Raw genomic sequence first — 21,219 nt, forward strand, 5'->3', positions numbered from 1 at the left:
CGAAGGTTAAACTTCACGGTCTGAACACTTGGAACACCTACACCAAAAGCAGTACTGTCCCAAGCCCATACTGTAGTTGAGGCGTCCGCAGCATCAATCAAACGGCGTGGCGTATTTTGCGCATCGGTGACGATCCAGTATGTTTTGCTGGTTGTACCAGAGCCATAAATTGCAGCGACAGGTTTGTCACCCATCCAAACATATTCAACCAGTGGCACACCATCAGCGCTATATTCACCAATCAAATGACTGTTTTCATCATAAACATACTGAACAGCATTGGCTTTCCATGCTGAACCATTGGCTTGATAACCACGAACAGTCCGCTCATTTTTGTGGTTATAAGTCATATAGTACTGAGGAGTCGTTGCAGCACCACCTGTGGTTTTATCCTCACGGCGATTACCTGCATTGTCATAGGTCGGAGTAAATCCACCATAGATCAATTCGGCATTGGCAGTATGCGTAACTGCTGCACCCGCAATGGTCGCTAACTTATTGCCTGTATATGTATAGGCCACACTCGCCTGAGGTTGTTGATGTGTCCCTGTCGCGGCAAGACTTAAACGGTTACCATTTTTGTCATAAGTATAGGTAATCCCGAAAACATTGGTGCTGCCATTAACACGAGTTTCGGTAAGCAGGCGATCCGCATTACTATAACTAAAGCTATCAACCAAACCATTGTTACGAGTGAGTTTATTAACACGACCATCGTTATCAAAAGCATATGCCAAGCTATAGTTGACAGCACCCGCATTATTTTTGTTGCTAATGGACTGAACAGCACCATTCTTGACCGCATCATAGCTCCACGTATAACTTGCGGCTCCAGCACCCCAGTTCCAACCTGTCATTTGACCGCCTGCATCATACGTGATTGCTCGAATCAGCGCAGCGCCATCTAATGTGATATTGGTGAGTAAGTTCTTCTTGGTCACATCATAGCTATACGCCAACTTACGTCCAGACGGTAAGGTCAAACTACTTAATTTATCACCAACAGTATAGGCATAAGCGACAGCTAAGCTTGGTTTGGTTCCTGTCCACGTGGTGATGGCCTTGTTGGTTTGAGATTTACTGATGATACGGTCATAAGCATCATAGCCATAACTGGTATCTACGCCATAAGCTGTGTCATTAGAGCTGACTTTATCCAAGCGACCAAAACGAGTTTGGTCATAAGCAAAGCTCAGATTACTCAACAGGTTGGCAGGTGTCGTTGTGGTTGAATGCGTACAGGCTGTTTGCCCAACACGTGCCAAAGCATCGATATTCAGATTGTCACATTTACGTGTTCCGTACACAGACTGAGTCAGTAGATCTGCTTCGTTGTAGCTATAGCTCTTGGTGCCATAATCGGTATTGATCTCTTTGGTTAAGACTTTACCATTGCGATAAGCATAGGGATTGGTTCCTGCATTTAAGGCATCAAGTGCTGTGAGTGTATTGTCCTGTAGGTCATAGGTCTTTTTATCAATATTGCCAAGGCCATCGGTATGGGTTAGGACACGATTTAAAACATCATAAGACCATTTTTCGGTAATTCCCAAGGCAGAAGCCGTTTGGGTGAGATTCCCATTGAGGTCATAGCTGTTCGTGACCCAGTTTTTAGCGGCATCTGTACCACTGACGGTTTTAAGTGGACGGAAATTGGCGTCCAATGTTGTGGAACTTTGATTAAAGATCGTTGCACCAGTACTATCGGTCAGTTTTTCTAAAGCAACGATCCCATTACCGTGATAGCTCTTATTGAGCAAACTGCCATCTGCTAAGGTGGTTTTAATGAGGCGTCCAGCTATATCATAAGCATATGCGGTTTTTTCGCCATCGGGATTGGTTTCCGTACTTAAGCGCTTCAACGTATCATAAGTATAACTGGTGGTTTTACCGGTGATAGTCGTCGTCGCAGTTCCCGTACCTGTGGTTTTGCTGGCAACAGTACCATCCGCATTATAGACAAACTTATCGACTAAGCCAGTTGGGTAAACAATACGTTCAGGCTGACCAAGCGCATTATAACCGACATAGCTGGTGGTACGGGTTGTACCGTTTACGACCTGAGATTCTGAGGCCTTATTGCCGTATGCATCGTAGCCAAAAGTCACCTTATCAATCGTGCCTGTGCGCGGCCCATCCACAGTCGAAACCAGACCATTGCTCAGATAGGTATAGTCTGTGGTTTTGGAGGTGCTGCCAGCCTGAGATGAACTTAGAACAGATTGAGTAATCTGACCAGCCGTGTTAATGCTGTTGGTTTGAGTCTGATTGCCGCGTTGAATGCTTGACGGAATATCAAATGCCGTGCTGTAACTTGCGGTTGTGGTACGGGGACTGGCTGAACCCACGGCTTCGGCGAGAGAGGTTAAGCGATTATTAACATCAAAACCGAGTGTGGTTTTATTACCATTCTTGTCTACAACCTCACTGAGGCGGCGAATTTTCTTGGAAAAAACCAGATTCTTAAGTGGTTTGCCGTTATAACTCAAGCACGGAAAGCCACTGGTCGAATTATAGAACAGGCGATTAGAACCATCCGTGCTATTGGCCAAACTAAAGACTTCAGTTGCAACCGATGCGGTGGAAGGGTGTGGGCCCGAAAGAGTCAGCGTACCACCATCTACATTTTCATTAAAACGCAATGAGGCGTAATCTAAAGCTTTATCGCTATAGCTGGCGATGCTATCTGCGGTTGTCTCCCAGTTAAATAACGCCTGTCCAGATTTGGCGTATTTACTTAAAATCGGCAGAATAACCCCAACATCTGTTTTGGCTCTGTCTTTAAATAAGCCATTATGGGTATAGTCTGTATAGGTATAGTCTTCAGTACCATTAGTTGTTGATACCACTTTTACTAATTTAGGCAGATTTTTTGTCGTACCGTTCCAGACTACAGGCTGAATTACATAGCTATAATTGGCAATTTGTTTATTCAGTGTATTTGGAGAAGATTCAACGCTGCTAATCATGCCTTGCAGTTGTAAGCCCAATGGCGAGGTATCAGACCCTGTCATATTATTTCGGCTTATTTTCAAGCTATTGCCGCGATTGTCTGTAACGCCCGTCAGCAAATAACCTGCAACGGCTCCAGAACGAGAGACTGGAGAATAGGTCATATTGATGACTTTGCCACCAGGATATTTGACCTGAGTCGCTTGGAAATTCTGCAACAGTCCTCTTGAACCTGACAGTGCTTGGAAAGTAATTTCTACACCGTTGATGTTCACAATGACCGAGAGGTTATTGTCGGTAATTTTGTACTCGGTATCCGTGGTAATCGGTACCAGACTCGGATTGGACATTTTAATCGAGCCATCACTTTGTTTGGCAAAGGTCATGGGTAGGCCGCCACCAGGCATATTTAAGGTATAAGCCTGAGTACCAATGGTATTTAAACGGAAATCATAATTATGACTCCAACCCGCACCAAAAAGTGCTCTGACTTCCAGATAAGTCACAGCAAATGCTTCATCGAGGACTTTGGCATCATTTGAGCGGTAGCTCGGATTGAAACCTAATTGCAGCGCGGTTTCATAGCTTCGGGTAAAGGCTAAGGGGCCAGTAATATCGGTACTGCCCGTCGTGATTTGTCGGGAGATTGCATTGATCCCAGGGGTACAGGACTGAACATTTTGGGCTTGTGCGGTCAATGCGGTGAGTCCATAGCGCTCATCTTGATAAGCGGCATGGGTATAGATTGAGGAGACTAAAAAGGGGGTTGCTAACATGTGCAGCAACAGCTTATTCATTTTCATATCATTACCATCTTATAAAAAATTATTGGTTTTCATTATTTGAAACACGGATAAAAAAACACCGTATTCATAAAAAGAATCATGGGAAAGCAGGTGAAATATCACGATGCCTGCCATGCTTCTTTAAATTCATTTTGTGATGAATAAGTTGTGAAATACATCAATGCTGTTTCTTGAGCGACAAACTGTGACGCACAAGGGGTGCGGATTTTTATTTTAAACTTATATTATTCAAAGGTTTGAATTGTTTTCTTTGTCGTGAAAAATGTAGGATAAATAAAAAATATAGCTAAAAAGTGGTCGTTACTTTTATCAAAATGAACTTGATACATTTTTCTTATCTACCGTGCCGCAATCCGATTTAAAAAAAAGTGATGGTGAACCCACAGCCTCAAATTGGTGCTTTGTTTTTAAAAATGCACTCTGAACAAGCTAAAAATGACCCTTTGGGTATTACGAATATGCAAAATCGTATTACTAAATTGGCATGTCTTTTGCTTCATAACAACATAGATAAAGTTGTCTAGGGTTCCGATGTATCCGCATGGAGACATGACTGGTCCGAGAGATAACGGTTCGATAGAACTACACGGAGGGATAAAAGCCCGGGAGGTCAGGCATATTGCCATAACGAGGTTAAGTATCCGCAAGGGGTTTGTTATGAATCAATCGTTCTATCACGACAATAAAATACTGTGGCAAGAAACATTGCCTGGTGGGCATCATTGGTCGGGTCGGATTCAACGAGGGGCAGTTTTACAGCTTGAAGCGCTGGGGCAGCAGGCCAATGTGTCTTTGTTCTGTGTCAATGCTGATGACAAGCTGGAGCGTTTTAATATGCCCGATAGTCTAAAAGCACAGCATACGGCTTTTCTCTCGACAGGGCATGTTTTGTACTCAGATCTTGGCCGTGTGATGGCCTCCATTATTCAAGATGAGCATGGCTGGAATGATGTGTTTTGCGGTCCAAGTACCGCACAGCAGATTGCACAAAATTTTGGCAAAAAAAACTTTCAGGATGCGCGTAATGACATGCATCAAAATGGTCTAGATAGTTTATTGGTGGAATTGACCAAATTTGGTCTAGGCCAAGCCGATTTGAGCGCAACAGTAAATTTATTTTCAAAAGTCCAGCCCGACGATCATGGTCGATTAAGTTATGTCACAGACGACAATCAACAGCAAAAGATTGAACTGCGCTTTGAAATGGATTGTCTGGTTTTTCTTTCTGCGGCACCACATCCACTCGATTTATCTACACAGTATCAACCCGCCGATATCCAACTTCGTCTATTCAAAGCCAATGCCTTAACTGAACAGGATGTTTGTCGGGATTCATGTGCTCAAAATCAGCGTGGTTTTGCCAATAACACACGCTATTACGCATTGTCGAATTAAGGTGGGGAGCGAGAAAATGACAGCATCAGCAAAAATTGAACAGATTGTTTTAGACCAGATTTGCCTTGCAGGTGAAGCATGGATGGGTGAGGTAAAACAAGGTCAGTATTTCCGCATTATTGATCTGGAAGGAAACCAAGCCGTTGATACCTTATTTATCAGTGCCAACAACGCTGAAGAACGTTATAGCGCAACCGATACCTTGGCGCAAAATCAGCAGCTTTATCTGGAAAAAGGCACGATCTTATTTAGTAATTTTGCCCGCCCAATTGCCACTATTATCGATGACAATTGCGGCAGACATGACACCTTAGGTGGCGCATGTTCATGTGAAAGCAATACGGTTCGTTATGCACATGATAAATATCCGATGCACAGTTGCCGCAATAATTTCATGTATGCCTTGGCACAACATCCGATCGCCAAAAAGCATCAGCTCAATGTGCGTCATATTGGTCCCAATATTAACTTTTTTATGAATGTACCAGTAACCGCTGAAGGCCATTTAAAGTTTGAAGATGGCGTTTCGGCAGCGGGTAAATATGTCGAGATCAAAGCCGAAATGGATCTGATCGTTCTGATTTCAAATTGTCCGCAATTGAATAATCCTTGTAATGCCTATAACCCGACCAAAATCCAACTTGTTATACGTGACGCGTGAGGTGGCATAATGTTTAAAAAAGTACTGATTGCCAATCGTGGGGCGATTGCCTGTCGTGTCATTCGTAGCTTAAAAAAACTTGGGATTCAATCGGTTGCGGTCTATTCCGAAGCGGATCGGGACTCCTTGCATGTCAGTTTAGCCGACGAAGCGATTTTTATCGGCGATTCAGCTGCACAACAAAGCTATTTAAATATTGAAAAAATCCTTGCCGCAGCACAGCACACTGGGGCGGAAGCGATTCATCCGGGTTATGGTTTTTTATCGGAAAATGCCGCATTCTGTGATCTGTGCGAGCAACACGGTATAGCCTTTATTGGTCCGACCTCACAGCAAATGCGTGATTTTGGTCTAAAACATACCGCACGAGCATTGGCGATTCAGAACCATGTACCCTTGCTACCAGGTAGTCAGTTGCTTATCGACTTGGATGATGCATTGCTTCAGGCCGATCAGATTGGCTATCCCGTGATGCTGAAAAGCACCGCAGGTGGTGGCGGTATTGGCATGCGTCTGGTCTGGAATGAACAGGAATTAAAAGAAGCCTATCAAACTGTTTCCTATCTGGCGCAAGCGAATTTTAAAGATGCAGGACTGTATCTGGAAAAGTTTGTCGAAAATGCCCGTCACATTGAGGTGCAAATTTTTGGCGATGGTCAAGGCAATGTCATTGCACTTGGTGAGCGTGATTGTTCGGTACAACGTCGTAATCAAAAAGTGATTGAGGAAACACCCGCACCACATTTGAATGATACGCAACGCACTTATATTCAACAGGTTGCCATTCAATTGATGCAGTCGGTGCAGTATCGTTCTGCAGGTACGGTTGAATTTGTGATGGATACCGATACACAACAGTTCTACTTTTTAGAAGTGAATACACGCTTGCAAGTGGAACATGGGGTGACGGAACAGGTGTATGACCTTGATCTGGTTGAATGGATGGTGAGCTTGGCCAGTGGGGATTGGCAAGCACCGCAACAGATTGCACCGCCCAAAGGTCATTCGATTCAAGTGCGTTTATATGCCGAAGATCCGATTAAGAACTTTCAACCCAGCGCGGGCTTATTGACCATTGTCAAATTTGACCCGCAATCACGGGTGGAAACTTGGGTGGAAACAGGCTCAAATGTTTCCTCATTCTATGACCCGATGATTGCAAAAATTATTGTGACGGCAACGGATCGAGAGCAGGCCATCGTTGCTATGCAAAATAGCCTAAGCAATACAGAGATTGCAGGGATTGAAACCAATCTCGAGTACCTACAGGAAATTATTGCGGGTGAGGTATTTGGGCAAGGCACACAAACCACGCGTTTCTTGAATCAGTTTGGATGGAAAACCCAAAAAATAGAAGTGTTACAGGCAGGGATTCAAACTGCAGTGCAGGATGTAACAGGTCGCTTAGGGTATTGGGATGTGGGTGTTCCGCCTTCAGGTGCGATGGATGCATTGAGCTTGAATGTTGCCAATCAATTGTTGGGCAATGCATTTAACAGTTCGGGACTAGAATGTACCTTGCTTGGACCGACTTTAAAGTTTCATTGTGATAGTCAGATTGCCATCACAGGTGGTGAGATGGAGGTCAGTCTGGATGGTCAGCCAGTCGCGATGTGGTCAAGCATTAATGTGCGTAAAGGTCAGGTGTTAAAATGCGGTCGTATCAGTACGGGTTGCCGTAGTTATATTGGGATTAAACATGGATTTAATCTGCCTGCGTATTTGGGCAGTTTAGCCACGTTTACCTTAGGGCAATTTGGTGGTCATGCAGGGCGTAACTTACTGATTGGTGATATGTTGCCAATCACGGAGGCGAAAACCGAGCAAACAGTTGCATTAAAACCTGAACAAATCCCAAGTTTTAAAACCGAATGGGAAATCGCGGTCATGTATGGTCCGCATGGTGCACCTGATTTTTTTACGCCGAATGATGTTGCCATGTTTTTTGATCAAGACTGGGAGATTCACTTTAACTCGAGTCGTACCGGTATTCGTTTGATCGGCCCGAAACCTGAATGGGCTCGGATTGATGGCGGCGAAGCAGGTTTACATCCATCGAATATTCATGACAATGCTTATGCGATTGGTGCCATTGATTTCACTGGGGATATGCCAATTATCTTGGGGCCTGATGGCCCGAGTTTAGGCGGCTTTGTTTGCCCTGCGGTGGTGATCAACTCAGAGTTATGGAAATTAGGTCAACTCAAAGCAGGTGATAAAGTGAGATTTATCCCTGTCAGTTATGCACAGGCGCAACAGTTAGAACAGCGTTATCAATCGGCCTTACAGAATGAAACGGCATCACAGATTAATTTTGAACCGATGTTTAAAGCAGAGCCTGTCACTTTAAAAAATGCCGTGTTGGCGACTTTGGATCAGGGTGCCGACAAACCCAAAGTGAGCTATCGCCCCGCAGGTAACCAATATTTGTTGGTTGAATATGGTGAATTGGTCTTAGATCTCAATTTACGTTTTCGTATTCATGCCTTAATGCAATGGGTACAACAACAAAATATTCAGGGCATCATTGATTTGACCCCAGGCATTCGTTCATTGCAGATTCATTATGATTCAATGGTTCTAGAGCAACTGGATTTACTTCGCTTGTTACAGGTGGCTGAAAGTGAATTACCCGATATTGAAAATATGCAGGTACCGTCTAGAACTGTGTATTTACCACTGGCTTGGGAAGATTCGCAAACCCAACTTGCCACCGAAAAATATACCCAATTGGTTCGTCCAGATGCACCATGGTGTCCAGATAATATTGAGTTCATTCGCCGTATTAACGGTCTTGCATCAAAGCAAGCCGTTAAAGATGTGGTCTATGACACCGCGTATTTGGTAATGGGCTTGGGAGATGTTTATCTGGGTGCACCTGTTGCGACACCGCTAGACCCGAGACATCGCCTAGTCACCACTAAATATAATCCTGCTCGAACATGGACACCTGAAAATGCGGTTGGAATTGGTGGGGCTTATATGTGTGTTTATGGCATGGAAGGACCGGGTGGCTATCAGTTTGTAGGACGTACCACACAAGTGTGGAGTCGTTATCGTCAAAATCCGAATTTTGAAGCGCACAAACCGTGGTTGCTCAGATTCTTTGACCAAATCCGTTTCTATGAAGTGTCCGAATCTGAGCTGTTGGAAATGCGGGAAGACTTTAAAGCAGGGCGTTTGCAACTGCGGATCGAAGAAGGGGTGCTGAATCTCAAAGACTACAATGCTTTTCTAAAAGACAATGAAAGCAGTATTCAGGCTTTTAAACAGGTTCAACAAAGTAATTTTGAAGCGGAACGCCGTCGCTGGCATGAAGCAGGCTTGGCTGAATATGTTTCCGAAAGTATGGATGCAGTATTGGATGATTCAGAAATCATAGTTCCGAATGGTGGCATGATCGTGGAGTCACATATGCCGGGTTCGGTCTGGAAAATTGAATGTACCGTAGGCGATATTATCGAAGAAGGTGAAACCTTGGCGGTGATTGAAGCAATGAAAATTGAAATTCCAATCCTTGCGCCTGCAAAAATGAAAGTCGATAGTATCTTGATTGATAAAGCGCAAACGGTAAAAACAGGACAGGCATTGTTTACGCTTGCACCTGCTGTATAGCAATCAAAATCCATGATGCAGAAAAGGCCCTATGATGAAACATCGGGCTTTTTTTGTGTGCATTTATTCAGCAATTCACACGGTTTTTCTACTTTATTTGGCTAAAAAATTGGCATAGATACTGCATTAAATATTACGAATTATAAATTTGGTATTACTAAGACTGAGGTGGTTATGAAAAAGCAATCAATCCTGATTCAGTATTTCAAAGTTGCAGCGCGCTGTTTTGCCAATTTACTTACGGTCCGAGCAGGCCTGTATGTAAAGCAAAACCAAGTTTCTAAACAATAGTCTGATCATGATGAATGCACGTCCTAAACTGACTCGAATCAGTATTACCGTCCCTGAAAAAACGGTTGAAGCCTTAGATCAAACCATTGTCGAAGAGCATTATGAAAGTCGCTCTCAGGCGATTGTCGACATGATCAATAAGCATCTCATTGCTGAACAGGCACAGCAAAATGCAGTCATGGTGGGCACACTAACCTTGTTGTATGACGCCAGTTGTATGCCGTTGCGTATGCAACTCTTAGACTTACAACAAAAATTTTTAGAACAGGTGATCAGTTCATTACATATTCAATTGGATCAACAAAAAATATTGGAAGTCATGCTGTTACAAGGCGGCAGTAATGATCTTAAACAAATTAGTCAGCAATTTACTGCTTTAAAAGGGGTGATTAAAGGGCATCTGGAACTCATGGATGCCGTGATGCCACCCTTACAGCAAAACGATTAGGACGCAGCGGCATCGGTAGTGTCGCTCAACACGTGATTTAGATGTGCTCTGGGCAAAATTTTCAAAAAAGATATGGGGTGATTATGAAGCAAGCAATAGCAACGTTATCTGTTTCAGTGCTGTTGGGACTGAGCCTTAGCGCGTGTGATAATTCCGCAAAAGTGCCAACAGCAGAAAAAGCGACCGAGGCCAAAGAGGTACCGACAACCACGCCTATTACGATTGGCTATAGTGATTGGCCGGGTTGGGTGGCTTGGCAAGTGGCGATTGAAAAAGGTTGGCTCAAAGATGCAGGCTTAAATGTTGAATTTAAATGGTTTGATTATTCAGCCTCAATTTCTGCTTTTGCTGCCAATCAACTCGATGCGGTGTTTATTACCAATGGCGATAATTTAGTCAATGCCTCGGGCGGGAGCAAGGGCATGATCATTATGGTGACGGATTATTCTGCGGGCAATGATGTGATTATTGCCAAGAATGGCATCAACAGCATTCAGGATTTAAAAGGTAAATCCATAGCAACGGAAAAGGGTTTGGTCGATCACCTGTTATTATCGACGGCTTTGACCGATGCCAAGATTCCATTCTCAGATATTAAACTGGTCAATTCAGTAACCAATGAACTTCCTCAAGTGTTTGGCAGTCAGGATATTGCTGCGATTGCAGTATGGCAACCCGTTGCCAATCAAGCATTAAAAGCAGTGGCGGGTTCCAAGATTATTTATAGTTCCAAAGATAAGCCAGGTTTGATCTACGATACGCTTGCGGTGAATCCAGCTCATTTATCGGCGCATCAAGAGGACTGGAAAAAGCTGATCCAAGTGTGGGATAAAACGGTGAAGTATATCCAAGATCCTGCAACCCATGCAGATGCGGTAAAAATCATGGCCAACCGTGTCGGTGTCGATCCTCAACAATATGAGCAATTTATTGAGGGAACGCATTTACTGGATATCGCAGCGAATAAGAAAGTGTTTCAGAAGGGAACAGGCTTTGATTCGATTTATGGTTCAACCTATCACGTCAATCAATTCAATGTCAGTAATGGCATTTATAAAACTGCAGTGGATGTGGATGGCTTGATTTATCCAGCTTTGGTGGATGAGTTGAAATAGCTAATTTATAAAAAAATCGTTCTCATAGAACGATTTTTTTATTTCTGGATTTTAAAATTTTAAGGACAATCTTTTTAAAGAATTGATTGTCCTTTTTAGAATCAATCAGATACAAACAGTTTTAGTAAGTTCGCGTGGCATTTTTTAATAAATGCTTTTGCTCAGCAGCCAGCCATTGTTGTGTATCTGTAGTGGTTGCGGTTGTGGTATTAAATACAAAATCAGGTTGATACATATCCAGATGAAAATAAAGTCGATACAGTTCACCTTCAATCTGTTTCAGTTGGGTCAGGGTATTGGAATCTTCTATTTCAAAATCATCGAGTGAAATTGATTGCTGTAAACGACTACTGATTGTACTAAAACCAATAGAAGAACCATTTAAAGCAACCGAGACTTCATAGCTTTCGATCACTTTAGGATCATTTTCAGGATGATCAATCGGGCTATTCTTCAGTTGCTTTTGTTGTTGAGGAAGGCGTGATTGAGCATAAGCCATGTGCTGATCGCTGATCATCAAGCCACCATCCATAGCTATCATCTGTTGTGTTGCCACATGTTGCATTTGAAATAGACGTAAACCAAGCAATAAACCTTGCTGAGCCTGTTGCCGCCAATCCTCTACATAGGCATGGGAAGGTGAAAACTCTAAAATACTGTTGCCGATCGGGTAGAGTTTCGCTGGTTCAGGCCATTGAATATGATTCTGATAGTTTTGATGAACCTGCCAAGAGAGTAATTCACGCTCTGAATCCCATAAGGTATCGCCGATCCATCCTTGTCGCTCATGTACTGCAGTTTGATTGGCATCGACCAGTCGGAGGTCAATACTGAAAGATTTGGACTGAAACCAGTACACAATGGTTTTTTCATCCGTCATGCCATTAAAGAAGCTGATACTTTTGCGTCTAAAACATCCCAGTAAATAGCTGGGCAAGGGCGACTGATCATCAATTGCAGTTGGTTCAAGTTGCGCGAGTAAGTTGATTAGATTCATTCACCTGCTCCTTGTTCATTTAAACCAAAGGAGTACAGCGGACGGGCATTTTCAAGTACCAGCTCACCTGATTGAATGCGTTGCTTGAGGTACATAAAAGTTTGAGCGGTCTGATTGAATAGATGCTCACCGCCTTTCATAGGCGGGTATAACGGTGCTTCATTGAGAATCAGTGGCTGAATCAGATAGTCATAATCACAGGAGAAGAACAGCGGAAAAGAGTAACGTTCTTGCTGTACTCGTCTTACACGATGTTTGGTTGCCAGATAGCGACCATTAGATAAGATCTCCATCATATCGCCAATATTCATTACCATGGTGTTTTCAATTAAGGGAATATCCATCCATTCACCTTGTTTATTCAGTACTTGTAAGCCTTCCGCCGTTGGAAATAACAGGGTAAAACATTCATAGTCGGTATGTGCACCAATGCCTGATTGATCTTGTGCCTCAGGATTGTAAGGATAATGAATCAGTCTTAATTGGCTCGGCGCATGCTTTAAATGCGGTTCAAAAAAGTCTTCATTCAGCTCAAGTGCCAAAGCAAAAGCTTTAAATAGCTGATTACCGATGGCTTTGATATGTTGATAATAATTTAAGACGGTGTGTTTAAAGTGGGCATCTTCAGGCCATAGTGTTGGTCCGATTAAAGGGCGACGATGCTGCTCACCGAGATAGTCATAATTGATGTCATAGGATTCTTTTAGATCATAGACATTGGCTTTGAATTGTTCCTCACCGATTGGCACATAACCACTATGATTTTGCGAAAGACCAATATAATGCTGCATTTTAGTGGCTTGGTCTTGGCTAAAATAGTGCTGCGCGGTTTGTTTTAACTGATCGAACAGTTCGGGCTGAAATTGTTCTCCTTGAATGTATAAGAAGCCAACCTCCTTACAGGCTTGATCAAGTTGCTTGACCACCTGTTTGCGATCTTCTAAACGCTCACTGTTGAGGGGTGAAATATCAATTAAGGGCAACACATAATCATGGTTCATGAGACTCACCATTGGCTGGTCGTCCAGCAATAAATGAAGCAGATTGGGTCGTCCCAAACGCTATTTTATTTGTGTGTACTCATTTGGGTCATACGTGGAATTTTAGGTAAATCTTGTAGTGCAGGGTCGAGTTGTTCCTCTTGGTGATGTACCAACAGATCAACCCGTTCCCGTAATTGTTTAAATTCAGGCGAATGCATCAGTTCCATGCTTCGTGGGCGTGGTAGATTGACCTCGATAATCTCTTTGATCTCACCTGGATTGGCTTTTAAGGCCACAATACGATCAGCCAATAAAATGGCTTCATCCATGTCATGCGTGACAAATAAAATGGTGATATCAATGTTTTGCCACAAGTCCATCAAATGCTTCTGCATTTTTTGTCGGGTGTAGGGATCGAGTGCACCAAAAGGTTCATCCATGAGTAAAATCTTAGGTTCATTGACTAAGGCACGGGCAATGGCGACACGCTGTTTCATCCCACCTGAAAGCTCGTGTGGAAACTGATTTTCATATTTTTCTAAGCCAATAATATTAATCCACTCACGTGCCATTTCTTCGGCACGGGTTTGACTGATGCCTTTCATCAAAGGACCAAACATCACATTTTCTTTAACGGTTTTCCATGGAAATAAGGTATAGCCTTGAAACACCATGCCACGTTCTGAACTTGGGCCTTTAATCTTTTGCCCTTCAACCAGAACCTCGCCACTGTGATAGTCATCTAGACCTGCAACCACACGGCTTAAAGTTGATTTTCCACATCCCGAAGGACCAATCACACAGACAAACTCACGTTTATGAATACGTAAATCAATTTGGTTCAGCACGGTTCGTTCTGAATCACCATGCTGAAAAATTTGCGTCAGTTGCTTGGTTTCCAACATCACGGGACGCGTATAAATATGCTCAAAATAGGCTTTGGTATCGAAATTATCCGCCATATTTATACTCCTTTTTTCCATTTAAATAGGTATGTGCCGAGTTTCATTAAAATCAAATCACACAACAGTCCAATCACCCCGATAATCAGGATGGCGGCATAAACATTGTCAAAGTTCTGATAACGCGCTTGTTGAGTAATGAACCAGGTAATTCCTGATGTGGCACCAATCAGTTCTGACACGATCAGATAGGTCCATGCCCAACCGAGTAACACCCGTTGGTCTCGATAAATGTCAGGTAGTGCCGCAGGAATCACCACATGGAACAGGCTTTTAAGCTTATTGGTGCCTAGGGTATAGCCTGCCTCAACCAAGCCGCGGTCAACCATTCGAGTGGTATTGGCAATGATCAGAATTTGCTGAAATAAGGTACCAATCACGATAATGGCAATTTTCGGGGCATCATTAATACCTAAAATCGCCACTGCTAATGCCCCAAAGGCAGGTGCTGGCAGGTAGCGAAAGAACTCGACAAAGGGTTCAGTCAGCTTAGAGATGGTATTGGAAAAACCACACAGGATACCCAACGGCACACCGATCAATGAAGAAATAAAAAACGCCGTAAATACAATCTTGATACTGTGCCACAGACTTTGATGTAACCACGGCGCGTCGGCCTGTTGCGGGGGCGTGGTAAAGGACGTAAATAAGGCTTTCGCCACTTGATGCGGTGCAGGCAAATAAATGGGATTGACCAGAATACCTGTAGGCGGTGTTTTGCCTTGATTGACGGCATCTTGTGCCTCTGCATAATAAGCCTGCTTATCTATTCGGGTGCCTGCCTGTAGATAAGTGGCTGAGCCTGCATGGGTAATTTGAACTTGTGGATGCCAGATAAAGGGTAAGTAACTGACACAGCTCCAGATCAGAATGGGAATTAGAAAAGACCCCAAACTCAAATAAAGCTTTTTGCTTTTTGACAGTACTGAATGATGCATAGGTGCACACCCGTAGTAATACTAATTGAATAAAACGTAATACTAATTAGCAATTTTGATGCCAGTGCGGATGCTGAATAGCAAAATCAGGATGAAGTGCAGTCAATGAAAAGCGAGATAGGCACTTTGTAATTTGATAGCGATGCTTGTGCCTATCTTTTAGTGAGTCCTTAATGATTGAATAGATTCAGGTTATGGAATTTAATCAGCAGTTGATCAGGAGATTCCAGCCACGCTGGGTCAGGCTGAATACAGTCGATGGGACAGACAGCAAGACAGGTGGGTGCTGTGTAGAAACCGATACATTCAGTGCAACGTTGTGGATCAATTTCATAGACTTTTGCACCTTCATTAATCGCTTGATTGGGGCATTCAGGTAAGCACATATCGCAATTGATACATGCGTTAGTAATCAGTAGTGCCATCTTAATCTGCCGAATAGGCCAAAGCCGCAGATCGTAACTCGGTTGTGGCATGGGGCAAATTACGAATCAACAGTGCATATTCAATATCGACTTCTGGGGAAAATGGAATTTCTACGATATGCCCTGAACCCTTGGCACTTTCAATGGCATTGCCTTTAAGATCACGCATCTGTTCTAATTTGAAGTGGATATTGCCTTTGGGTGTCATAAGCTCAAGTGAATCACCAATCACAAAACGGTTTTTAACCTCAATGCGAATATGGTCGCCATGACGTGCAGTGACTTCACCGCAAAATTGTTGATAGTCAAAATGCGATGAACCATCGACATAATTTTGATAATCGCTATGCACATGGCGGCGCAAGAAGCCTTCGGTATAACCACGGTTTGCTAAACCTTCCAGTTGAGTCATCAAGCTAGGATCAAATTCATTACCTACCAGTGCATCATCAATGGCTTTACGGTAAATCTGTGCAGTACGGGCACAATAAAAATAAGATTTAGTCCGACCCTCAATCTTTAAAGAAGCAACACCCATTTGAGTCAGACGATCTACATGTTGCACTGCGCGTAGATCTTTAGAATTCATAAAATAAGTGCCGTGCTCATCTTCTTCAGCGGCAAACATCTCTTCATCATGACGCTGCACCAAAACAGTTTGCGCCGTATTAGTGCTGTTTGATGTTTTTGAGCAACATTGCTGCTGAGTATTGGCTGGTTGAACAGGGGTGACATCTCCATTGGCATCTTCTTGCGCTGTGTGGATTTTATAGTCCCAACGACAGGCATTGGTACAGGCGCCTTGATTGGCATCACGTTTATTCATATAACCCGATAACAAGCAACGACCAGAATAGGCCATACACAGTGCCCCATGCACGAACACTTCCAGTTCAATTTCAGGGACATGATTTTGGATTTCTTCTATTTCATCGAGCGAAAGTTCTCGAGATAAAATTACCCGACTTAGACCATAGTCTTTCCAGAATTTTACTGTGGCCCAGTTAATGGCATTGGCTTGTACCGAGAGATGAATCTGCATCTCAGGAAAATGCTCACGCACCAACATAATCAATCCGGGATCAGACATAATCAGCGCATCGGGCTGCATGGCAACAATTGGTTCAATATCTCGAATAAAGTTTTTGAGCTTGCTATTATGTGGCTGGATATTGACCACCACATAAAATTTTTTGCCTAGGGCATGTGCCTCATCAATCCCGATTTTTAAATTGTCATGGTCAAATTCATTGTTACGCACGCGTAAGCTATAGCGGGGTTGGCCTGCATAGACCGCATCGGCACCATAAGCAAAGGCATAACGCATATTTTTAAGTGAACCAGCAGGAGAGAGTAATTCAGTATTCATGATGCAAAAAAAGGCATATAAAAAATAAGGGATTATTCTAGAAAGTTCAGATTAAGGATTCAACCTAGTGTTTTGCTCAGGATTTTATAGATATTAATGGAAAGTCTAGGCCATAAAAAAGCACCCGAAGGTGCTTTTTGAATTAGTGATGACGGTGCTTTCTTTTCTTCTTGTATTTCTTAGATTGGTAATTGTCATAGTCGCGGTCTTGTCCGACTTTACGGCCTAGAGCAGAACCACCCGCTGCGCCAGCTGCAGCACCGATATAACCACCAGTCGTGCCCCCTAGGTTTTTGCCGACAGTATAACCACCAACACCACCTAGACCACCACCAATGGCAGCTTCAGTACGGGTACGTTTGCTACTTGCAGCTGCAGCGCCGCCAGCACCACCGAGAGCAGAACCAATCATTGCGCCGCTGTTTCCACCCATTTCTTTACCAATCGCAGTACCGACGACGCTACCAAGCGCAGACGTTGCAGCAACTCGGGTTGCATTATCAGCATGAGCAGCAGTAACCAATGATGAGCTCGCAAAAATAGCAGCACATAACCAAGCATTTAATTTCATTTTTGACTCCGTGTCCGAAATAAAGCGGACCTCTTTTTCATGGCTGCAAATGTAACAAAGTTTGAGTATGAAAGTGTGGAGAAGCTTTTCTGAATTATTACTCTTTGGTGTCTGGATTGTAGTGTTATGTTGCTGAGCTTAGAGGAGAATGCGCGTAAGATACGATTAAACAATAAGATCGTTAAACCTTGCACAAAAAAATGAAACCTTATTTTAAGGCTCCATTCATTTTTGAATTAATCTAAGGATTCATCTTTCGCAGTTTGCTCTTCGTGTTTGAACTGACGTGGATTGAGTTCAGTCTGCAGACGCTGATAGTTTAAGTCACGAATATTCTTTTGGGTTGCCACCACGCCAAACAGACTCAATAAAAAGGACATGATGTAAAAGCCTTTTTCACTCATGCTCAGTTCGGCATTCCATAAGCTCACCAATAAAAGACCAATACATAGGGCCATCGAAGCCCAACAGAGTCCATAATAAATCGCCGTAACAGGAATCCCTTCCAGTTGATCACGCACGGTTTTCTGCAAAGAAGCTGCGGAAAAAAGCCCATACAGCAAGATCACGAGATAATAGCCTTTTTCATGCAAAGGCATATTGGCATTCCAGAGGCCGATCATAAAGCCTACACCACCTGCGAGTAATGCCACCCAACTCGCAGCGATAAAGGCAGAGGTGGGACGGTTTATAAAATTATTCATAAATTATCCTATTGTTTTATCTTTCTATTTGTCTTGCATTATTTATATATAAGCCTTAGTCAGAGAACAAGCATTGAGAACTAAAACTGAACAATTTGTGATGAAATGGGTGTGGAATAGTAAGTTCCCCTGATTCTCTATGTCTTTTAAGCAGTAGAGTCTGTAAACTATGCGCAATTTTTTGATTTTGCTCGTGCTTCGTCGGCACTGAGTCTTTAGATTTTGAGATATTCCGCCCATGAAAGCATCACTCCGTTTAAGACTCGATCAACTTTGTGATCGTCACGAAGAGCTGACTGCATTACTCGCTGATGTAGAAGTAATTTCGGACAATAAACGTTTTCGTAAATTGTCTCGTGAACATAATGATTTAACTGAAATCACTGAGGTTTGGAGCAAATATCGTCAAGCGGAAGAAGATATCGAAACGGCTGAAACGATGAAATCAGATCCTGATTTCAAAGACATGGCCGAGGAAGAAATCAAAGAAAATAAAGCACTTTTGGTTGCGCTTGAAGAGCAGTTAAATGTGTTGATGATTCCGAAAGATCCAAATGACGCCAACGCAGCCTATCTTGAGGTTCGTGCGGGTACAGGCGGTGATGAAGCAGCGATCTTTTCGGGCGATTTATTCCGTATGTATAGCAAATACGCTGAAACACAAGGTTGGCGTATTGAAGTGCTTTCTGAAAATGAAGGTGAACATGGCGGTTATAAAGAAATCATTTGCCGTATTGACGGTGAAGGCGTTTATGGTCGTTTGAAGTTTGAAAGTGGTGCGCACCGTGTACAACGTGTTCCTGCGACTGAATCACAGGGCCGTGTACATACTTCGGCTTGTACGGTTGCGATTCTGCCAGAAGTCGATGTAGACACTACAGTTGAAATTAATCCTGCCGATTTGCGTATTGATACTTACCGTGCATCAGGTGCAGGTGGTCAGCATATTAACAAAACCGATTCAGCGGTTCGTATTACCCATATTCCATCGGGTGTGGTGGTGGAATGTCAGGAAGAGCGTTCACAGCACAAGAACAAAGCCAAAGCGATGGCGTTGTTGGTCTCACGTTTAGAAAATGCCAAACGTGCAGCGGCTGATGCAGCAACTTCAGAAATGCGCCGTGATTTGGTCGGTTCTGGGGATCGTTCTGAGCGTATCCGTACCTACAACTATCCACAAGGTCGTATGACTGACCATCGTATCAACCTCACTTTATATAAGTTAGATGCGATTATGGAAGGTGATTTAACTGAATTGCTAGATAGCTTACATCGTGAATATCAAGCGGATCAGTTGGCGATGCTTGCACAGGAAAATGGCGGCTAATGAATATTGCTCAAGCCTTAGAGATCAAAGGTGAAATTGATAGCTATGAACGTCAAGAGGCGGCATGGCTACTCGAACATCTTTTAGGGATCAATGCCTTAGAACTTAAATTAAGACTTGAGCAAGAGTTGACCGAAATACAGGAGCAAGCTTATTTGGATGGGCTGGCTCGTATCGAACAAGGTGAACCTTTGGCCTATGTCACTGGTTCACAACCGTTTTGGACGCTCGATTTAAAAGTCACCCATGACACTTTGGTACCGCGTCCGGATACCGAAATCCTTGTGGAAACGGTATTAAAACTGCCATTAAGTTCACAAGCCAATATTGTTGACCTAGGGACAGGCACGGGTGCAATTGCTTTGGCACTTGCGAGTGAACGTCCACAATGGCAAGTCACTGCAACAGATATCTATGCGCCGACTTTAGAGGTAGCGCAGGACAATGCGGTTCGACACGGGCTGATGCAGGTGAAATTTGCCTGTGGGGCTTGGTTTGAGGCTTTAGAACAACAACAATTTGATTTGATTGTATCCAATCCGCCGTATATTGATCCTGACGATGTACATATGCAAAAGCTCAAGTCGGAACCTGAGCGTGCACTGATTGCAGCTAAGCAGGGCATGGCGGATATTGAAATCATCATCACCCAAGGTAAAGACTGGCTTAAACCGAATGGCTGGATTGTACTTGAACATGGTTATGACCAAGGCCAAACAGTACGTGATATTTTTGAACAACACGGTTTTGAGCAGATTCAGACCATTCAGGACTATGGTGGAAATGATCGTGTGACTTTGGCTCGTTGGGCTTAAGCTTGTTTGTGAATGCTATCGCGCCAACGGAGTAAACGATTTTCGAGTCGTTTCATCAAGGTGTCGCTAATTTTACCTAACAATGCCAATAGAATAATGGCAATGATTACAATATCTGGACGTGAAGTTTCTCGTCCATCACTAAGTAAATAGCCAATTCCTTGGGTTGCGGCAATCAGTTCAGCGGCAATCATAAACATCCAAGATAAGCTCAAGCTATTGCGTAAACCAGTCAATATTCCAGAAGAAGCGGCAGGTAAAACAATCGAGATAACCCGTTGCAATGCATTGAGATGATAGACTTTCCCAACCTCAATCAGCTTTCGATCTACATTATGGATGGCGGCAACGGTATTGGTGTAGGTCGGGAAAAATGCACCTATCGCAATCAATGTGATTTTAGACGATTCATCAATCCCCAACCAAAGCAATAATAATGGAATCCATGCAAGGCTTGGAATGGATTTGAGTGCAGAAAAGCTAGGTTCTAAATAGGCTTCTACTTCTTTGCTTAAGCCGACCCAAACCGCAAAAATTAAAGCTAAACCACTACCGAGGGCAAAACCGATGAGCACCCGCCAAGTACTGATGTAAATGTGCTGTAGTAAATCAGATTGAGCTAAATCCCAGAAAGATTGCCACAAGCTACTGGGTGCAGGGAGTAAATATGCTTCGATATAGCCATTTCTGACCAAAAACTCACACAATATCAGCAGCAGGATTGGAATGAGCAGTGCTTTTAGCCAACCACTCAAAGTTCTATTCAAGCGTTTTTTATCTGGCTGTGCGTTTTGTTGGGCCAGAAAATTTGTTAGCCCCGCATGATGACTTGAATTGCGCATCGC

17 protein-coding genes and 1 riboswitch are annotated in these 21,219 nt (G+C 43.3%); of the genes, 7 read left to right on the forward strand and 10 right to left on the reverse strand.

Going from position 1 to position 21,219, the window contains the following annotated elements; genetic code table 11:
* A partial coding sequence (locus F957_RS12110) for an RHS repeat protein (RefSeq protein ID WP_016660293.1) occupies positions 1-3,755 on the reverse strand: 3,755 nt, incomplete at its 3' end.
* A 512-nt stretch (positions 3,756-4,267) separates the two neighbouring features.
* Positions 4,268-4,369, forward strand: a riboswitch (guanidine-I (ykkC/yxkD leader).
* A 46-nt stretch (positions 4,370-4,415) separates the two neighbouring features.
* Here F957_RS12110 and F957_RS12105 point away from each other — a divergent pair.
* The 5 genes from F957_RS12105 to F957_RS12085 all read left to right on the forward strand — a co-directional run bounded on the left by F957_RS12105 (position 4,416) and on the right by F957_RS12085 (position 11,283).
* Positions 4,416-5,153 carry an urea amidolyase associated protein UAAP1 gene (locus F957_RS12105; RefSeq protein WP_016539792.1) on the forward strand — a complete coding sequence of 246 codons (738 nt, stop codon included), beginning with the start codon at positions 4,416-4,418 and terminating at the stop codon, positions 5,151-5,153.
* A 16-nt stretch (positions 5,154-5,169) separates the two neighbouring features.
* Complete coding sequence (locus tag F957_RS12100) at positions 5,170-5,814, forward strand: urea amidolyase associated protein UAAP2 (protein ID WP_016539793.1); 645 nt, start codon at positions 5,170-5,172, stop codon at positions 5,812-5,814.
* A gap of 9 nt (positions 5,815-5,823) precedes the next feature.
* Complete coding sequence (uca, locus tag F957_RS12095; RefSeq protein WP_016539794.1) at positions 5,824-9,429, forward strand: urea carboxylase; 3,606 nt, start codon at positions 5,824-5,826, stop codon at positions 9,427-9,429.
* Between the two features lie 301 nt (positions 9,430-9,730).
* Complete coding sequence (locus tag F957_RS12090) at positions 9,731-10,168, forward strand: CopG family ribbon-helix-helix protein (RefSeq protein WP_005187690.1); 438 nt, start codon at positions 9,731-9,733, stop codon at positions 10,166-10,168.
* A gap of 83 nt (positions 10,169-10,251) precedes the next feature.
* Positions 10,252-11,283, forward strand: a complete 1,032-nt coding sequence (locus F957_RS12085; RefSeq protein WP_016660295.1) for an ABC transporter substrate-binding protein — start codon at positions 10,252-10,254, stop codon at positions 11,281-11,283.
* 121 nt (positions 11,284-11,404) lie between these two features.
* On the opposite strand, the gene F957_RS12080 is transcribed toward F957_RS12085, so the two are convergent.
* The 8 genes from F957_RS12080 to yiaA all read right to left on the reverse strand — a co-directional run bounded on the left by F957_RS12080 (position 11,405) and on the right by yiaA (position 18,232).
* The gene (locus F957_RS12080; RefSeq protein ID WP_016539797.1) at positions 11,405-12,280 is read right to left on the reverse strand and encodes a hypothetical protein; all 876 of its coding nucleotides are present in this window, start codon (positions 12,278-12,280) and stop codon (positions 11,405-11,407) included.
* Positions 12,277-13,293, reverse strand: coding sequence for an isopenicillin N synthase family dioxygenase (locus tag F957_RS12075; protein ID WP_016660296.1), 1,017 nt, complete (start codon positions 13,291-13,293; stop codon positions 12,277-12,279). Before F957_RS12075 ends, F957_RS12080 begins: the two co-directional genes overlap by 4 nt.
* 53 nt (positions 13,294-13,346) lie before the next feature.
* A complete protein-coding gene (locus tag F957_RS12070; RefSeq protein WP_016539799.1) occupies positions 13,347-14,225 on the reverse strand; it encodes an ABC transporter ATP-binding protein in 879 nt (292 codons plus the stop codon).
* 2 nt (positions 14,226-14,227) lie between these two features.
* Positions 14,228-15,163: an ABC transporter permease gene (locus tag F957_RS12065; RefSeq protein WP_016539800.1), complete on the reverse strand. Its 936-nt coding sequence runs from the start codon at positions 15,161-15,163 to the stop codon at positions 14,228-14,230.
* Positions 15,164-15,333: 170 nt separating this feature from the next.
* Positions 15,334-15,588: a YfhL family 4Fe-4S dicluster ferredoxin gene (locus tag F957_RS12060; RefSeq protein WP_032860330.1), complete on the reverse strand. Its 255-nt coding sequence runs from the start codon at positions 15,586-15,588 to the stop codon at positions 15,334-15,336.
* 1 nt (position 15,589) lies between these two features.
* On the reverse strand, positions 15,590-16,957 hold the full coding sequence (trhP, locus tag F957_RS12055; RefSeq protein WP_016539802.1) for a prephenate-dependent tRNA uridine(34) hydroxylase TrhP: 1,368 nt from the start codon (positions 16,955-16,957) through the stop codon (positions 15,590-15,592).
* Positions 16,958-17,099: 142 nt separating this feature from the next.
* A complete protein-coding gene (locus tag F957_RS12050; protein ID WP_016539803.1) occupies positions 17,100-17,528 on the reverse strand; it encodes a hypothetical protein in 429 nt (142 codons plus the stop codon).
* Positions 17,529-17,764: 236 nt separating this feature from the next.
* Positions 17,765-18,232 (reverse strand): inner membrane protein YiaA, encoded by a 468-nt coding sequence (gene yiaA, locus F957_RS12045; RefSeq protein WP_016539804.1) that lies wholly within the window; start codon positions 18,230-18,232, stop codon positions 17,765-17,767.
* A 238-nt stretch (positions 18,233-18,470) separates the two neighbouring features.
* Here yiaA and prfA point away from each other — a divergent pair, with 238 nt between their 5' ends.
* Together prfA and prmC are read left to right on the forward strand one after the other, a co-directional pair.
* Positions 18,471-19,559 (forward strand): peptide chain release factor 1, encoded by a 1,089-nt coding sequence (prfA, locus tag F957_RS12040; protein ID WP_005212840.1) that lies wholly within the window; start codon positions 18,471-18,473, stop codon positions 19,557-19,559.
* Positions 19,559-20,374, forward strand: coding sequence for a peptide chain release factor N(5)-glutamine methyltransferase (prmC, locus tag F957_RS12035; RefSeq protein WP_016539805.1), 816 nt, complete (start codon positions 19,559-19,561; stop codon positions 20,372-20,374). Before prfA ends, prmC begins: the two co-directional genes overlap by 1 nt.
* Here the strand turns inward: prmC and F957_RS12030 are convergent.
* Positions 20,371-21,216, reverse strand: coding sequence for an ABC transporter permease (locus tag F957_RS12030; protein WP_016539806.1), 846 nt, complete (start codon positions 21,214-21,216; stop codon positions 20,371-20,373). The genes prmC and F957_RS12030 overlap by 4 nt on opposite strands.
* Positions 21,217-21,219 lie beyond the last annotated feature (3 nt).

The sequence above is a fragment of the Acinetobacter gyllenbergii CIP 110306 = MTCC 11365 genome, assembly GCF_000413855.1.
GTDB classification, from domain to species: domain Bacteria; phylum Pseudomonadota; class Gammaproteobacteria; order Pseudomonadales; family Moraxellaceae; genus Acinetobacter; species Acinetobacter gyllenbergii.

Bases quoted from the DNA above. Each gene is read 5' to 3' on its own strand.
- F957_RS12105 (WP_016539792.1), top strand. From the start codon at position 4,416: ATGAATCAATCGTTCTATCACGACAATAAAATACTGTGGCAAGAAACA.
- uca (WP_016539794.1), top strand. From the start codon at position 5,824: ATGTTTAAAAAAGTACTGATTGCCAATCGTGGGGCGATTGCCTGTCGT.
- F957_RS12065 (WP_016539800.1), bottom strand. From the start codon at position 15,163: ATGCATCATTCAGTACTGTCAAAAAGCAAAAAGCTTTATTTGAGTTTG.
- F957_RS12070 (WP_016539799.1), bottom strand. From the start codon at position 14,225: ATGGCGGATAATTTCGATACCAAAGCCTATTTTGAGCATATTTATACG.
- F957_RS12085 (WP_016660295.1), top strand. From the start codon at position 10,252: ATGAAGCAAGCAATAGCAACGTTATCTGTTTCAGTGCTGTTGGGACTG.
- prmC (WP_016539805.1), top strand. From the start codon at position 19,559: ATGAATATTGCTCAAGCCTTAGAGATCAAAGGTGAAATTGATAGCTAT.
- yiaA (WP_016539804.1), bottom strand. From the start codon at position 18,232: ATGAATAATTTTATAAACCGTCCCACCTCTGCCTTTATCGCTGCGAGT.
- F957_RS12075 (WP_016660296.1), bottom strand. From the start codon at position 13,293: ATGGTGAGTCTCATGAACCATGATTATGTGTTGCCCTTAATTGATATT.
- F957_RS12090 (WP_005187690.1), top strand. From the start codon at position 9,731: ATGAATGCACGTCCTAAACTGACTCGAATCAGTATTACCGTCCCTGAA.
- F957_RS12030 (WP_016539806.1), bottom strand. From the start codon at position 21,216: ATGCGCAATTCAAGTCATCATGCGGGGCTAACAAATTTTCTGGCCCAA.
- F957_RS12060 (WP_032860330.1), bottom strand. From the start codon at position 15,588: ATGGCACTACTGATTACTAACGCATGTATCAATTGCGATATGTGCTTA.
- F957_RS12100 (WP_016539793.1), top strand. From the start codon at position 5,170: ATGACAGCATCAGCAAAAATTGAACAGATTGTTTTAGACCAGATTTGC.
- F957_RS12080 (WP_016539797.1), bottom strand. From the start codon at position 12,280: ATGAATCTAATCAACTTACTCGCGCAACTTGAACCAACTGCAATTGAT.
- prfA (WP_005212840.1), top strand. From the start codon at position 18,471: ATGAAAGCATCACTCCGTTTAAGACTCGATCAACTTTGTGATCGTCAC.
- F957_RS12050 (WP_016539803.1), bottom strand. From the start codon at position 17,528: ATGAAATTAAATGCTTGGTTATGTGCTGCTATTTTTGCGAGCTCATCA.
- trhP (WP_016539802.1), bottom strand. From the start codon at position 16,957: ATGAATACTGAATTACTCTCTCCTGCTGGTTCACTTAAAAATATGCGT.